General features: G+C 69.7%; 11 protein-coding genes and 1 pseudogene. 10 read left to right on the plus strand and 2 right to left on the minus strand.

The features are described from left to right. Positions 1-95 precede the first annotated feature (95 nt). The 5 genes and pseudogenes from AB5J50_RS42615 to AB5J50_RS42635 all read left to right on the plus strand — a co-directional run bounded on the left by AB5J50_RS42615 (position 96) and on the right by AB5J50_RS42635 (position 6,767). Positions 96-1,526 (plus strand): DEAD/DEAH box helicase, encoded by a 1,431-nt coding sequence (locus AB5J50_RS42615; RefSeq protein WP_369263955.1) that lies wholly within the window; start codon positions 96-98, stop codon positions 1,524-1,526. A 13-nt stretch (positions 1,527-1,539) separates the two neighbouring features. Then, positions 1,540-1,950, plus strand: a pseudogene (locus AB5J50_RS42620) (nuclear transport factor 2 family protein); the annotation flags it as partial. 281 nt (positions 1,951-2,231) lie between these two features. Next, on the plus strand, positions 2,232-3,461 hold the full coding sequence (gene frc / locus AB5J50_RS42625; protein WP_369263956.1) for a formyl-CoA transferase: 1,230 nt from the start codon (positions 2,232-2,234) through the stop codon (positions 3,459-3,461). 232 nt (positions 3,462-3,693) lie between these two features. Further along, entirely contained in the window at positions 3,694-5,985 is a 2,292-nt protein-coding gene (locus tag AB5J50_RS42630; protein ID WP_369263957.1) for an FdhF/YdeP family oxidoreductase, read from the plus strand. A gap of 230 nt (positions 5,986-6,215) precedes the next feature. After that, complete coding sequence (locus AB5J50_RS42635) at positions 6,216-6,767, plus strand: carbonic anhydrase (RefSeq protein ID WP_327433390.1); 552 nt, start codon at positions 6,216-6,218, stop codon at positions 6,765-6,767. Positions 6,768-6,774: 7 nt separating this feature from the next. Here the strand turns inward: AB5J50_RS42635 and AB5J50_RS42640 are convergent, their stop codons facing one another. Then, positions 6,775-7,470 (minus strand): GntR family transcriptional regulator, encoded by a 696-nt coding sequence (locus AB5J50_RS42640; protein ID WP_327433391.1) that lies wholly within the window; start codon positions 7,468-7,470, stop codon positions 6,775-6,777. A 222-nt stretch (positions 7,471-7,692) separates the two neighbouring features. Here AB5J50_RS42640 and AB5J50_RS42645 point away from each other — a divergent pair, with 222 nt between their 5' ends. Next, entirely contained in the window at positions 7,693-8,496 is an 804-nt protein-coding gene (locus AB5J50_RS42645; protein ID WP_369263958.1) for an acyl-CoA dehydrogenase family protein, read from the plus strand. A gap of 50 nt (positions 8,497-8,546) precedes the next feature. Here the strand turns inward: AB5J50_RS42645 and AB5J50_RS42650 are convergent, their stop codons facing one another. Beyond that, entirely contained in the window at positions 8,547-9,236 is a 690-nt protein-coding gene (locus AB5J50_RS42650; RefSeq protein ID WP_369263959.1) for a GntR family transcriptional regulator, read from the minus strand. 328 nt (positions 9,237-9,564) lie between these two features. Here AB5J50_RS42650 and AB5J50_RS42655 point away from each other — a divergent pair, with 328 nt between their 5' ends. Genes AB5J50_RS42655 through AB5J50_RS42670 form a run of 4 tightly spaced genes read left to right on the plus strand, consistent with a single transcriptional unit; the run spans position 9,565 to position 14,684 of the window. Next, positions 9,565-10,044 carry a formate dehydrogenase subunit gamma gene (locus AB5J50_RS42655; protein ID WP_369263960.1) on the plus strand — a complete coding sequence of 160 codons (480 nt, stop codon included), beginning with the start codon at positions 9,565-9,567 and terminating at the stop codon, positions 10,042-10,044. Next, positions 10,041-11,654: a formate dehydrogenase beta subunit gene (locus AB5J50_RS42660; protein WP_369263961.1), complete on the plus strand. Its 1,614-nt coding sequence runs from the start codon at positions 10,041-10,043 to the stop codon at positions 11,652-11,654. Before AB5J50_RS42655 ends, AB5J50_RS42660 begins: the two co-directional genes overlap by 4 nt. Continuing rightward, positions 11,651-14,470: a formate dehydrogenase subunit alpha gene (gene fdhF, locus AB5J50_RS42665; RefSeq protein ID WP_369263962.1), complete on the plus strand. Its 2,820-nt coding sequence runs from the start codon at positions 11,651-11,653 to the stop codon at positions 14,468-14,470. The genes AB5J50_RS42660 and fdhF overlap by 4 nt, the downstream gene beginning before the upstream one ends. A 31-nt stretch (positions 14,471-14,501) precedes the next feature. Beyond that, positions 14,502-14,684, plus strand: a complete 183-nt coding sequence (locus AB5J50_RS42670; RefSeq protein ID WP_327433397.1) for a formate dehydrogenase subunit delta — start codon at positions 14,502-14,504, stop codon at positions 14,682-14,684. Positions 14,685-14,713: the final 29 nt, after the last annotated feature.

The following is a 14,713-nucleotide window of genomic DNA, read 5'->3' on the forward strand; positions in this document are numbered from 1 at the left end:
CGGCCGACGGCTCTGCCCGTCCGGTTCCCGTTGTTCGTCGGCTGCTCATTCCTGCCGGGCCTTCCTCGGTACGTTCCCCATGCGGAAGGCTCTTCATGAACCACCCGGACCGCCCCGACACCTCGCAGGGCGACCTCGCCCAGCCGAAGACCGTCACCCCGGCGTTGCCCGCGGTGACCTCCTTCGCCGACCTGGAACTGCCGGCCGAGGTGCTGCGAACGCTCACCGAGTTCGGCGTGCGCGAGCCCTTCCCGATCCAGGCGGCCACGCTGCCGAACGCCCTCGCGGGCCGCGACGTCCTGGGGCGCGGGCGCACCGGATCGGGCAAGACGCTCGCCTTCGGCCTGCCGCTGCTCGTACGGACGGCCGGGCGGCGCGCGGAGTCGAAGCAGCCCCTCGCTCTGATCCTGGTGCCTACCCGGGAGCTCGCTCAGCAGGTCACCGAGGCGCTCGCACCGTACGCCGACGCGCTCCGGCTGCGGATGGCCACGGTCGTCGGCGGTGTGTCGATCGGCCGGCAGGCCGCCGCGCTGCGCGACGGAGCCGAGATCGTCGTCGCCACCCCCGGCCGCCTGCACGACCTCATCGAGCGCAAGGCCTGCCGCCTGGGACGGGTACGGATCACCGTCCTGGACGAGGCCGACCAGATGTGTGACATGGGCTTCCTGCCGCAGGTCACCGAGGTGCTCGACCAGGTGCACCCCGACGGCCAGCGGATGCTGTTCTCGGCCACCCTGGACCGCGACGTCGACCACCTGGTCCACCGCTACCTCCACGACCCCGTCGTCCACTCGGTCGACCCGTCCGCGGGCGCGGTCACGACGATGGACCACCATGTGCTGATCGTCCACGCCCCCGACCGGTACGCCGTCACCACGGAGATCGCCGCCCGCGACGGCCGCGTACTGCTGTTCCTGGACACCAAGCACTCCGTCGACCTGCTCACCCGGCATCTGCGGGCGAACGGCGTGCATGCCGCGGCCCTGCACAGCGGCAAGGCCCAGCCGCAGCGCACCCGGACCCTCGCACAGTTCAAGAACGGCCAGATCACCGTCCTGGTGGCGACCAATGTCGCGGCCCGTGGCCTGCACATCGACGACCTCGATCTCGTGGTCAACGTCGACCCGCCCACCGACCCCAAGGACTACGTGCACCGCGCGGGCCGCACCGCCCGGGCCGGTGAGTCCGGCCGCGTCGTCACGCTGGTGCTGTCGGGCCAGCGCCGCGAGATGAGCCGGCTGATGGCCGAGGCCGGCATCCGGCCGACGGTCACCAAGGTGCGCTCGGGCGAGGCGGAGCTGAGCCGGATCACCGGGGCCAAGGCTCCCTCCGGCGCCCCGCTCGACGGGCCCGCCGCACCCCGGCCCAAGAACACCAACGCCCCCTTCCGTGGCCTGGGCACCAGCAAGGACCCCTCCCGCGGCACGGGCGGTACAGGCGGCACGGGCGGCAAGTCCCGCAAGTCCGGCGAGGCCCGCAAGCTCGCCGAGGCCCGCAAGGCGGCCATGGTCCGCCGCGGCGGCTGAGCGGCGCCCACCTGAACTGGCGTCGCGGTTCTTCGACGCCCTCCGCGAAGGCGACGTCGTCGGCTTGCAGGACCTGCTCGCCGCCGACGTGTCGATGGTCGGCGACGGCGGCGGCAAGGCCCCGCAGCTGGCCAGGGCCGTCTCCGGCGCCGAGAACGTGGCCCGGCTGCTTGCCTCCGTCTTCCCCCTGCTGGCCCGGATCGACGTGACGTTCGAGTCGCACGAGGTGAACGGCCAGCCGGGCGCGATCTTCCGCGACCGGGACGGCAAGGTGATCCACACCCTGGTGCTCGATGTACTCGACGGGCAGATCCAGGCGATCCGCGCGGTGCTCAACCCCGACAAGCTCGGTCACGTGGGCCCAGTAGCGGACGCCTGGGCAGTCCACCGCGACGTACAACAGGCACGCCGGCCCACGAAATAGCCGCAACAGCCGGCCGCACCAGCTCCTCCCCATTCGCGCCCGCCCGTCCTGAGCAGCGGTCCAGGGATTCCTTGAGGTAGGCGAGCGGGGGGCGGGGGCGTGGCGAAATCTTCTCGGCGCCCTCTGGACATCCCCCTCGTCTGCCGCAACCATGAAGGCAATTCCATACGGTATGCAATCTACAGTGTGGAAGGCGTCTGGGGCGACGTCCAGACGACGTACCCCGTGGCGACGTACCAGTAGCGACGTACAAGTGGCGATGTACAAGTGAGGTGGCTGTCATGACCAAAGCTCTCGAAGGTATCCGCGTCCTCGACATGACACACGTCCAGTCCGGGCCCTCGGCGACCCAACTCCTCGCCTGGCTCGGCGCGGACGTCATCAAGCTGGAGGCGCCGACCGGCGACATCACCCGCAAGCAGCTGCGGGACCTGCCCGGTGTCGACTCCCTCTACTTCACGATGCTCAACAGCAACAAACGGAGCATCACCCTCAACACCAAGACCGAACGCGGCAAGGACATCCTCACCGAACTGATCCGCCGCTCGGATGTCATGGTCGAGAACTTCGGGCCCGGCGCCATCGACCGGATGGGCTTCACCTGGGACCGCATCCGCGAGATCAACCCCCGTATCGTCTACGCCTCCATCAAGGGCTTCGGGGAGGGCCCCTACACCGACTTCAAGGCGTACGAGGTCGTGGCGCAGGCCATGGGCGGGTCCATGGCCACCACCGGCTTCGCCGACGGACCGCCGCTGGCCACCGGGGCCCAGATCGGCGACTCCGGCACCGGTATCCACGCTGTCGCGGGCATCCTCGCGGCACTGTTCCAGCGCGAGAGCACCGGGCGCGGCCAGCGCGTCAACGTGGCCATGCAGCACGCCGTGCTCAATCTCTGCCGGGTCAAGCTGCGCGACCAGCAGCGCCTCGCCCACGGCCCGCTAGCCGAATACCCCAACGACGACTTCGGCGACGAGGTTCCCCGCTCCGGCAATGCCTCGGGCGGCGGTCAGCCCGGCTGGGCCGTGCGCTGCGCGCCCGGCGGACCCAACGACTACGTCTACGTCATCGTCCAGCCCGTCGGCTGGAAACCGATCAGCGCCCTCATCGGACGGCCCGAACTCGCCGACGACCCCGACTGGGCCACCCCCGAAGCCCGCCTGCCCAAACTCACCAAGATGTTCCAGCTCATCGAGGAATGGACCGCCACCCTCCCCAAGTGGCAGGTGCTGGAGCAGCTGAACGCCCACAACATCCCCTGCGGACCCATCCTCTCCACCCAGGAGATCATCGAGGACGCCTCCCTCGCCGCCAACGAGATCGTCGTCGAGGTCGAGCATCCCGAACGCGGCTCCTACGTCACCGTCGGCAACCCCCTCAAACTTTCCGACTCGCCGGCCGACATCACCACCTCACCCCTCCTCGGCGAACACAACGAAGAGATCTACGTCGGCGAACTCGGCCTCGGAGACGAGGAACTCCGCCTCCTCAAATCGAGCGGCGTGATCTGACCGACAGCCCTCGACCGTAGTGGCCGACCCCCCGAAGCCGGGCAAAGGCGCACCGGCCGGTGATGCGTCGTCGCAGGTCGTGCCCGGTTGATAGGCGGCGTTTATCACGTAGAAGTTGTTCTCTCTTTGACTACCTCTCACGGCCTGTCCGAAGCTGATCTCCGAGCGGCCACGGCGCTGGATCCGCCGTACGCGCGGCAGCGACAGCGGCAGAAAGGCACAGGCCAAGACCATGAGCACCATCGAAGACCCGACGGACGACCGGCTGGAAGTCACCGCGCCCAAGACCTGGGCGACCGGACTGCCCGCGGTGACGCACGCGATGCAGTACTCGCTGGGCCAGACCTCGGTCCGGCGGACGGCGCTGACGCTGCTGAACATCAACCAGACCAAGGGTTTCGACTGCCCCGGCTGCGCCTGGCCGGAGCCCGCGCCGGGGCACCGGGCGAAGAACGAGTACTGCGAGAACGGCGCCAAGCACATCAGCGACGAGGCGACCTCGCGCCGGGTCACGGCTGACTTCTTCCGTACGTATCCGATCTCGGAGTTGGGGGAGAAGTCCGACTACTGGCTCAACCAGCAGGGCCGGCTGACCGAACCCATGGTCAAGCGGCCCGGGGCCGATCACTACGAGCCGATCGGCTGGGACGAGGCGCTCGGTCTGCTCGCCGGGGAACTGCGCCGGCTCGACTCACCCGACGAGGCCCTCTTCTACACCTCGGGCCGGCTCAACAACGAGGCCGCGTTCCTTCTTCAGCTCTTCGCCCGGGCCTTCGGCACGAACAACCTGCCCGACTGCAGCAACATGTGCCATGAGTCCAGCGGCTCCGCACTTCAGGAGACGCTCGGGATCGGCAAGGGCAGCGTGAGCCTCGACGACATCCACCACTCGGATCTCATTTTGGTGGTGGGGCAGAATCCGGGGACGAATCATCCGCGGATGCTCTCCGCTCTGGAGGAGACCAAGCTCAACGGCGGTCACATCGTCGCCGTGAACCCGCTGCCCGAGGCCGGGCTCATCCGCTTCAAGCATCCCCAGAAGGCCCGCGGAATCGTCGGCCGCGGCACCGCCATCGCCGACCAGTTCCTGCAGATCCGACCCGGCGGCGACCTCGCGCTCTTCCAGGCGCTCAACCTGCTCTTGCTGGAGGCCGAGGACGCGAGGCCGGGAGCGGTGCTGGACCACGGGTTCATCGCGGCGCACACGACGGGCTTCGACGCGTTCGCCGAGCAGGCCCGCAAAGCCTCCTGGGACGACATCCTCGAAGCCACCGGGCTCACCCGGGAGGAGATCGAGGCCGTGGGGGAGCGGGTGCTGCGGAGCGAGAGCATCATCGTCTGCTGGGCGATGGGACTGACACAGCAGAAGCACGCCGTGCCCACCATCCGTGAAGTCGTCAACTTCCTCATGCTGCGCGGCAACATCGGCCGGCCCGGGGCGGGCGTCTGCCCGGTCCGCGGCCACAGCAACGTGCAGGGCGACCGGACCATGGGTATCTGGGAACGGATGCCGCAGGCCTTCCTGGACGCCCTGGAGCGCGAGTTCGCGTTCACCCCGCCCACCGAGCACGGCCTGGACTCGGTGAACGCCATCCGGGCCATGCGCGACGGCGAGGCCAAGGTGTTCCTCGGGGTCGCAGGCAACTTCGTACGGGCCACCCCCGACAGTGAGGTCACCGAGCGGGCGATGCGGCGGTGCCGGCTCACCGCGCACATCTCCACCAAGCTCAACCGCTCCCACACCGTCTGCGGCGACACCGCGCTGATCCTGCCCACGCTGGGCCGCAGCGACCGGGACATCCAGGCGGGCGGCGAGCAGTTCATCACCGTCGAGGACTCGATGAGCGAGGTGCACGCCTCCCGTGGCCGCCTGGACCCGGCCTCACCGCACCTGCTCAGCGAGGTCGCGATCATCTCACGGCTGGCCCGGCGCACCCTGGGCGACAGCCCCGCCATCCCCTGGGAGAAGTTCGAGGCGGACTACGGCACGATCCGGGACCGGATCTCCCGGGTCGTCCCGGGCTTCGAGGACTTCAACGCCAGGGTGGACCGGCCGGGCGGTTTCCGGCTGCCCAATCCGGTGAACGAGGGGGTGTTCCCCACCCCGAGCGGCAAAGCCGTCTTCACCTGCAACGACTTCGAGATGCTGCACACTCCCGAGGGGCATCTGCTGTTGCAGACCCTGCGCTCCCACGACCAGTGGAACACCGTCCCGTACGCCATGAACGACCGCTATCGGGGCATCCACAACGCCCGCCGGGTGGTGCTCGTGAACCCCGTCGACCTGGAGGCGCTGGGGCTCGCCGACCGCAGCGAGGTGGACCTGGTGAGCGTGTGGCGTGACGGGGTGGAACGCCGTGCGGAGAAGTTCCGGGTGATCGCCTATCCGACCACCCCCGGTTCCGCCGCGGCGTACTACCCCGAGACCAATGTCCTGGTGCCGCTGGACAGCGTGGCCGACATCAGCAACACGCCGACCTCGAAGGGCGTCGTGGTCCGGCTGGAACCCGCCGTCGCGGGGTGAGGTACACCCGAGGCGCGACCCGAGACACTCCCGGGCGCGCCTCTCGACTTCTGGCTACTCCATACCGTATACAGATTGATACTAAAATCTGTCTGATTTCCCGGGCGCCCGGCTTCTGTGCGGGCGTGGGGGCGACCGTCGCGTGGGAATGCTGAGGGCGTCTTCAACCCCACTTTTCCGCGACGCGATCCATGGTCTTGTCGAACTCGACCGGAGTGAGGTAGCCCAGCATGTCGACGTCAGCATCCCGATTCACCCTGCCCGCCGACGCCGTTCCCAGCAGCCGCACGGTCATCGACCGGCTCGTGGAGTCCAATCGCGCGTACGCCGCCGGATTCGCCGACCCGGGCATGGGTGCCGCCCCGGTCCTCCGAGTCGCCGTCGTGGCCTGCATGGACGCCCGGATCGACCTGCACGCCGCGCTCGGCCTGGAGCTGGGCGACTGCCACACCGTGCGCAACGCGGGCGGAGTCGTCACCGACGACACGATCCGTTCCCTGACGATCAGTCAACGTGCCCTCGGCACCCGCAGCGTCATACTCATCCACCACACCGGCTGCGGTCTGCAGAGCCTGACCGAGGACTTCCGGCACGAGCTGGAGATGGAGGTCGGACAGCGGCCGGCATGGGCTGTGGAAGCCTTCCGGGACGTCGACCAGGACGTACGGCAGTCGATGCAGCGCGTGCGTACGTCACCGTTCCTGCCGCACACCGATGACGTCCGCGGCTTCGTCTTCGATGTGTCGACCGGGCTCCTGCGGGAGATCGACCCGCGGTCCTGAGCGGTCGTCAGGTGCGCTCGGCCGCCGTCACCGCCGCGATCTGCCGGCAGTAGAAGTCGGTGGTGTTCCGGGTGTGCCGGCCCATGAGGTGCTCGGCGCGGTCGGGGTCGCCGTCGGCGATGGCCCGGATGATCTGTGCGTGCTCGCTCCACGCGTCCGTGCCGCGCGGTTTGGCGATGGGCATGTAGTACCAGCGCACGCGCCGGTCGACCTGCGGGATCAGTTCGGCGAGGACCGCGTTGCGCGACAGATGGGTGATGTGGCCGTGCAGCGCGGCGTTGGCCTCGACGATGGCGCGGGCGTCCCCGGCCGTGAGCGCGGTGAGGCCCGTCTGTTGCAGCTCCCACAGGCGGGCGACGTCCTCGGCGGTGGCGTGTTCGGCCGCGCCCCGCGCGGAGTGGGTCTCCAGGACCCCCCGGACGCTGAGGAGTTGGGCGCACTCCTCGGCGGTGGGGGAGTGGACGAAGGCGCCCTGGGCGGGGCGCAGGTCGACCCAGCCGGTGGTGTGCAGACGTTGCAGGGCTTCCCGGATGGGCTGGCGGCTGACGCCGAGATGTTCGGCGAGCTCGGCCTCGACCAGGTGCTGACCGGGCTTGAGGGAGCCATTGATGATCAGTTCGGTCAGTGTGTCGTAGACGGCCTGGCGCAGTGGGGCGGGCCGGTTGATCGGGCCGCGGGCTGCCATGGTGGGCGTGTCGGGCATGGGACCCTCCCCGTCGTCGGACTGCGAACGCCATGTCAATGGCTGAGGGATACAGATTTCAGTATGCAATAGCCCCTGTGGTTTGTGTGCCGCCCGTGTCGCGAAGTCACGGAAACTGCCTTCCCCTCACCTCTGGCGCTCCACGCGGGAGACAACATACTGTATGCAATCTAACTCCCGATGCGTGCTGCCGAAAGCCGCTCCCGAGGAGGGGGTCACCCCGTGTCGTACCGCACCTCTCTCTCCGATGTTCTGACCGGCGTCATCGCGCCCTCCGCCGAAGTGACCGACAGGGAGGGCAAGTTCCCCCGCGGCGCGGTGACGGCCCTCGGCCACGCCGGGCTGCTGGGACTCACCGTCTCCGCGGAATTCGGCGGCGGCGGCATGGATCTGCCGGATGCCGCCGAGGTGGTGGCACGGACCGCGCGGGTCTGCCGGGCGACCGCGGCCGTGCTCCAGTCCCACTACGCCGCGGTCGCCGTCATCGAGTCGTACGGCAGCCCCTGGCTGCGCGGTGAGATCGCCGCCGGACGCCATCTGAGCAGCCTCGCGCTGGCCGAGGACGGCAGCCCCGGCGAGCAGGGTGGACAGGCCCAGTACTGGGCGTCGCACTCCGTCGCCGCCCGCTCCGGTGACGTGGTCGCGCTCCGCGCCCGTAAACACGAGGTGGTCGCGGCCGGGGAGGCCGACAGTTACGTCTGGTCCTCACGGCCGCTCACCGCCGTGGACGGCCTGACGCTCTGGGTGGTCCCGGCGCATGCGCCCGATCTGTTCGTGCCCGCCCGGCCGGGCGGGGGCGGGCCGAACGGCAGCGCGACGTCCACCGTGTTCGCCGACCCGGTGCTGGTTCCCGCCGACGCGATGCTCGGAGGGGACGGCGGCGGGCTCGACATCGTGCTGCGTACGGTGCTGCCGTGGCTGCTCGAACTGCGGGCCGCCGCCGGGATCGAGGCCGCACATCCCGCGACCGCCGGCGCCTTTCCAGGGCCGGCTCGCCGCCCCACGGATTCGCTGGCGTCATCCTGAGAGCGTGGGGAACGGGCCCGGCCTACTCGCCCGCCCGGTCGCCCGCGCGGTCAGTCCTTGCTCGTGCTCGCCGCGATCTGCTTGCGGTAGAAGTCGGTGGTGCGTTCGGTGTGCTTGCGCATGACCTCGCCGGCGCGGTCCGCGTCGCCCTTGGCGATGGCCTTGATGAGCTGGGTGTGCTCGTTCCAGGCCTCCTTGCCGCGGGGCCGGGCGATGGGCGTGTAGTACCAGCGGACCTTCTGGCTCACCCCTGAGATCAGTTCGGCCAGCACGGCGTTGTCGGCCACGGTGGTGATGAAGGCGTGCAGGGCGGTGTTGGCCGCGACCAGGCGCTCGACGTCGCCCGCGGCGAGGGCGTCGACGCCTTCCCGCTGCAACTCCTGAAGGTGTTCGACGTCTTCGGGCTTCGCGTTCTGGGCGGCGAGCTGGGCCGAGTACGTCTCCAGTACCGAGCGGACGCCGAGGAGTTGGGCCGCCTCCTCCTCGGTGGGGGAGTGGACGAAGGCGCCCTGGGCGGGGCGCAGGTCGACCCAGCCGTCGGTCTGCAGTCGTTGCAGGGCTTCGCGCACCGGCTGGCGGCTGACGCCGAGGTGTTCGGCGAGCTCGGCCTCGACCAGGTGCTGGCCGGGCTTGAGGGAGCCGCTGACGATCAGTTCGGTCAGGGCGTCGTACACGGCCTGGCGCAGTGGTGCCGGGCGGGTGACGCGCCGGGACGCCGCGGCCGTGAGTGCCTCGCGCATGGTTGCCCCGTTCTGCCACCGGGCCCGCGGGGCCGACGGCTCTGCCAAGTGGTGGCCGCCGAGAGAGTCGCCGACGGCAGCCTCAGCATACAGGTTTTGGTATGCAAGATGGAGTGTGTCTTGGAGGGGGTGAAGGGGGCGATCCCCTGGTGGGCGGGGGTCCGGCGGCGGTTGGGGCTCCCGCGCGCCCCTGCGTAGGGCCGGTTCCTGCGCGGGGGCGGTTCCGATTCCGTACGACTGACTTCTGTATACAGAAGCCTGTATGGGGTATCGTCTCAGTCTCCTGCAAGCATCGCCGGGAACCCGTGGGACGGAAGGCGGAGCGATCATGACGACCAGCGGGAGTGACGCGACGGTCGAGGACGTGGTCCGGAGGGTGGTGGCCGGACACCGCGATCAGCGCGGGGCGCTGCTGCCCGTACTGCACGCCGTGCAGGCCGAGTTGGGCCATGTGCCGCAAGAGGCCATTCCGGTATTGGCCGACGAACTGAACCTCTCCCGGGCGGACGTCCACGGAGTGGTGACCTTCTACCACGACTTCCGGCGCGAGCCCGCCGGACGGACCACGGTGCGCATCTGCCGCGCCGAGGCGTGCCAGGCCCTGGGGGCGGACCGGCTGGTGGGCTACGCCCGCGAGGCCGGACTGTCGCTCGGCGAGACGACGGCGGACGGTTCGGTCACCGTCGAGCAGGTCTTCTGCCTCGGCAACTGCGCCCTCGGGCCCTCGGTCGAGGTCGACGGCCGGCTGTACGGACGTGTGGCCCCGGCCCGGCTGGGCTCGATCCTCGACGGGACGGTCTCCTCATGAACAACTCTTCGCACTCCGCGGCGACGGTCTATGTGCCCCGCGACTCGGCGGCCAGGTCCGTCGGCGCGGACGAGGTCGCCGACGCCCTGCAACGCGCCGCCGATCGCGGAGACTTCGCCATCGACGTCGTACGCAATGGATCGCGCGGCATGCTGTGGCTGGAGCCCCTCGTCGAGGTGGCGACCCCGCAGGGCCGCGTCGGCTACGGGCCGGTGCGCCCCGAGGACGTGGACGACCTGCTGGCCGCCGGCCTGCTCGACGGCGCAGACCATCCGCTGCGCCTGGGTGTGATGGACGAACTGCCCTGGCTGGCCGGCCAGACCCGCGTCACCTTCGCCAGGGTCGGGGTCACCGACCCGCTGTCGACCGACGACTACCTGGAGCACGGCGGACTGGTGGGGCTGCGCGCGGCGCTGGGCCGCGCCCCCGCGGACGTGGTCGCGGAGGTCACCGCTTCCGGGCTGCGGGGCCGGGGCGGCGCGGGATTCCCGGCCGGCATCAAGTGGAAGACCGTGCTGGAGTGCGCCGACGACCTGAAGTTCGTCTGCTGCAACGCCGACGAGGGCGACAGCGGGACCTTCGCCGACCGCATGCTCATGGAGGGCGACCCGTTCCTGCTCATCGAGGGCATGACGATCGCCGCGCACGCGGTCGGGGCGAGCGAGGGCTACCTCTACATCCGCTCGGAGTACCCCGACGCGGTGGCCACGATGCGCGCGGCCATCGACATCGCGCGCGGGCACGGATGGCTCGGGAAGGGCATCCTCGGCTCGGCGCTCGACTTCGACCTGCACGTACGCGTCGGCGCCGGCGCGTACATCTGCGGCGAGGAGACCTCCATGCTGGAGAGCCTGGAGGGCAAACGGGGCACGGTCCGCGCGAAGCCGCCGATCCCGGCGATCGAGGGCCTGTTCGGCAGACCGACCGTGGTGAACAACGTCCTCACACTGGCCACCGTCCCCATCGTCCTCGCGGACGGGGCGAAGGCGTACCAGGACCTCGGCGTCGGGCGCTCCCGCGGCACCCAGGTGTTCCAGCTCGGCGGCAACATCGCGCGCGGCGGCATCGTGGAGACCGCGTTCGGCATCACCCTGCGCGAACTGGTCGAGGACTACGGCGGCGGCACGTTCTCCGGGCGCCCGGTGCGCACGGTGCAGGTCGGCGGGCCGCTCGGCGCTTATTTGCCGACGTCGATGTTCGACCTGCCCATGGACTACGAGGCCTTCGCGGCCGCCGGTGCGATGGTCGGCCACGGCGGCATCGTCGTCTTCGACGACACCGTCGACATGGCCGCCCAGGCGCGCTTCGCGATGGAGTTCTGCGCCGAGGAGTCCTGCGGCAAGTGCACTCCGTGCCGGGTGGGTTCCGTACGCGGCGTCGAGGTCATCGACAAGATCGTGGCCGGCACGCACCGGGACGAGAATCTGGCCCTGCTCGAAGACCTGTGCGACCTGATGACCGATGGCTCGCTGTGCGCGATGGGCGGGCTGACACCGATGCCCGTACGCAGCGCCCTCGCTCATTTCCCCGACGATTTCCTCGGCGGCCGTCGAAGCCTGGAGATCCAACCCGTACAAGCCACTGGCGTGAGGACGGAGGGCACGGCATGACACTCCTCAAGGAACCCGACTTCGGAACCCCGGAAAGGCCCGGCCCGGCGACGGTGTCGGTGGAGGTGGACGGCCTGCCGGTGACCGTCCCCGAGGGCACGTCGGTGATGCGTGCCGCCGCGCAGGCCGGCGTCGAGATACCCAAACTGTGCGCCACCGACAGCCTGGAGGCGTTCGGCTCCTGCCGGCTGTGCGTGGTGGAGATCGACGGCCGGCGGGGCACCCCGGCGTCCTGCACGACACCGTGCGCCGACGGGATGAAGGTGAGCACCCAGACGCCGAAGGTGGAGAAGCTCCGCCAGGGCGTCATGGAGCTCTACATCTCCGACCATCCACTGGACTGTCTCACCTGCCCGGCCAACGGCGACTGCGAACTGCAGGACATGGCCGGGGTGGTGGGGCTGCGGCAGGTGCGGTACGGCTACGAGGGGGAGAACCACCTCGACGCCGAGAAGGACACGTCCAACCCGTACTTCGACTTCGACCCCTCCAAGTGCATCGCCTGCTCCCGCTGCGTACGGGCCTGCGGCGAGGTGCAGGGCACGTTCGCGCTGACGATCGAGGGGCGCGGCTTCGACTCCAAGGTCTCGCCCGGTGCCGGCGAGACCTTCATGGACTCCGAGTGCGTCTCCTGCGGAGCCTGCGTCCAGGCCTGCCCGACCTCGACGCTCCAGGAACGGTCGGTGGTCGAACTCGGCATGCCGACCAGGTCGGTGGTCACCACCTGCGCGTACTGCGGTGTCGGCTGCTCGTTCAAGGCCGAGCTGCGCGGCGACGAACTGGTGCGGATGGTGCCGTACAAGGACGGCGGAGCGAACGAGGGCCACTCCTGTGTGAAGGGCCGCTTCGCCTTCGGCTACGCCTCACACCCCGACCGGGTGCTCAAGCCCATGGTCCGCGACCGGATCACCGATCCGTGGCGCGAGGTCGAGTGGGACGAGGCGATCGGCACGGTCGCCACCAAGATGCGCGAACTCCAGGCGCGCTACGGATCGAGTGCGATCGGCGCCATCTCCTCCTCGCGGTGCACCAACGAAGAGGTCTACGTCGTACAGAAGATGGTGCGCGCGGCCTTCGGCAACAACAACGTCGACACCTGCGCCCGGGTCTGCCACTCCCCGACGGGATACGGACTCAAGCAGACCTTCGGTGAGTCGGCCGGCACCCAGGACTTCCGTTCGGTGGCCGAGGCCGACGTGATCATGGTGATCGGGGCGAACCCCACGGACGGGCATCCCGTGTTCGCCTCCCGGATGAAGCGCCGGCTGCGCGAGGGCGCCGAGCTCATCGTGGTCGACCCGCGCCGCATCGACCTGGTGCGCTCGCCGCACATCGAGGCCGCGCACCACCTCCAGCTCAGGCCGAGCACGAACGTCGCGGTCGTCAACGCCATGGCGCATGTGGTGGTCACCGAGGGCCTGGCCGACCTGGCCTTCGTGGCGCAGCGGTGCGAAGGGTTCGAGGAGTGGGCGGAGTTCGTCGCCCGCCCGGAGAACAGCCCCGAGGCCACCGAGGAGATCAGCGGCGTACCGGCCGGGGAACTGCGGGCCGCCGCCCGGCTGTACGCGGGGGCACCCAACGGGGCCATCTACTACGGCCTCGGCGTCACCGAGCACAGCCAGGGCTCGACCATGGTCATGGGCATGGCCAACCTCGCGATGGCGTGCGGCAACATCGGCCGCGACGGTGTCGGTGTGAACCCGCTGCGCGGTCAGAACAACGTGCAGGGCTCGTGCGACATGGGCTCCTTCCCGCACGAGCTGCCCGGGTACCGGCATGTCTCCGACGACGCCGTACGCGACGTGTTCGAGAAGCTCTGGGGCGGCACCCTGCTGGCCGAGCCCGGACTCCGGATCCCGAACATGTTCGACGCCGCGATCGACGGGACCTTCCGGGGCCTGTTCGTGCACGGCGAGGACATCGCCCAGTCCGACCCGAACCTCCAGCACGTCACCGCGGCGCTGGAGGCCATGGAACTGGTGGTCGTCCAGGACCTGTTCCTCAACGAGACGGCGAAGTTCGCGCACGTCTTCCTGCCCGGTGCCTCGTTCCTGGAGAAGGACGGCACGTTCACCAACGCCGAGCGCCGGATCAACCGGGTGCGCGCGGTGATGAAGCCGAAGACGGGCAAGCACGAGTGGCAGATCGTCAGCGAGATCGCCACCGCCATGGGGTATGCGATGGCGTACGACCATCCGAGCCAGATCATGGACGAGATCGCCTCGGTCACACCGACGTTCACCGGGGTGTCCTTCGAGGTGCTGGACAAGCTCGGCAGCGTCCAGTGGCCGTGCAACGAGTCGGCTCCGGAGGGAACTCCGGTCATGCACGTCGACGAATTCGTACGCGGCAAGGGCAAGTTCGTGGTCACCAGCTATGTGCCGACGAACGAGCGCAGCACCCGGCGCTACCCACTGGTCCTGACCACGGGCCGCATCCTCAGCCAGTACAACGTCGGCGCGCAGACCCGCCGTACCGGCAATGTCGCCTGGCACCCCGAGGACATCCTGGAGCTGCACCCGCACGACGCCGAGGTCCGCGGCATCAACGACGGCGACCTGGTGACCCTCACCAGCCGCGTCGGGCGGACGACCCTGCACGCGGAGATCTCCGACCGGATGCCGGCCGGCGTCGTCTACACCACCTTCCATCACCCCGTGACCGGCGCCAACGTGGTGACCACGGAGAACTCGGACTGGGCCACCAACTGCCCGGAGTACAAGGTGACCGCCGTACAGGTCGGGCTGGCGAGCCCGCTCCGGCACCACGACACGGAGCTCACCGAGGACGGCCGGCTGGTCACGGTGGTGGACTGAGATGGCGGGCGCAGTGCCACCGGAATCCAGGATGGCCAACGACATCGCCGCGCACCACGGCCACCTGCCGGGCGACGTGGCCGCCGAGGCGATCGCGGGACACCTGGGCAGGTTCTGGGACCCGCGGATGCGCACGCGGCTGTACGAGTTCGTCGACGCCGGAGCGGACGGGCTGGACCCGTTGGTGGTCGCCGCGGTGAAGCTGATGCGCTGAACGGCGAACCGCACCGGAGCCCGGGGCCG

This window comes from Streptomyces sp. R35, assembly GCF_041053035.1.
In the GTDB taxonomy this organism is placed as follows: Bacteria; Actinomycetota; Actinomycetes; order Streptomycetales; family Streptomycetaceae; genus Streptomyces; species Streptomyces lutosisoli.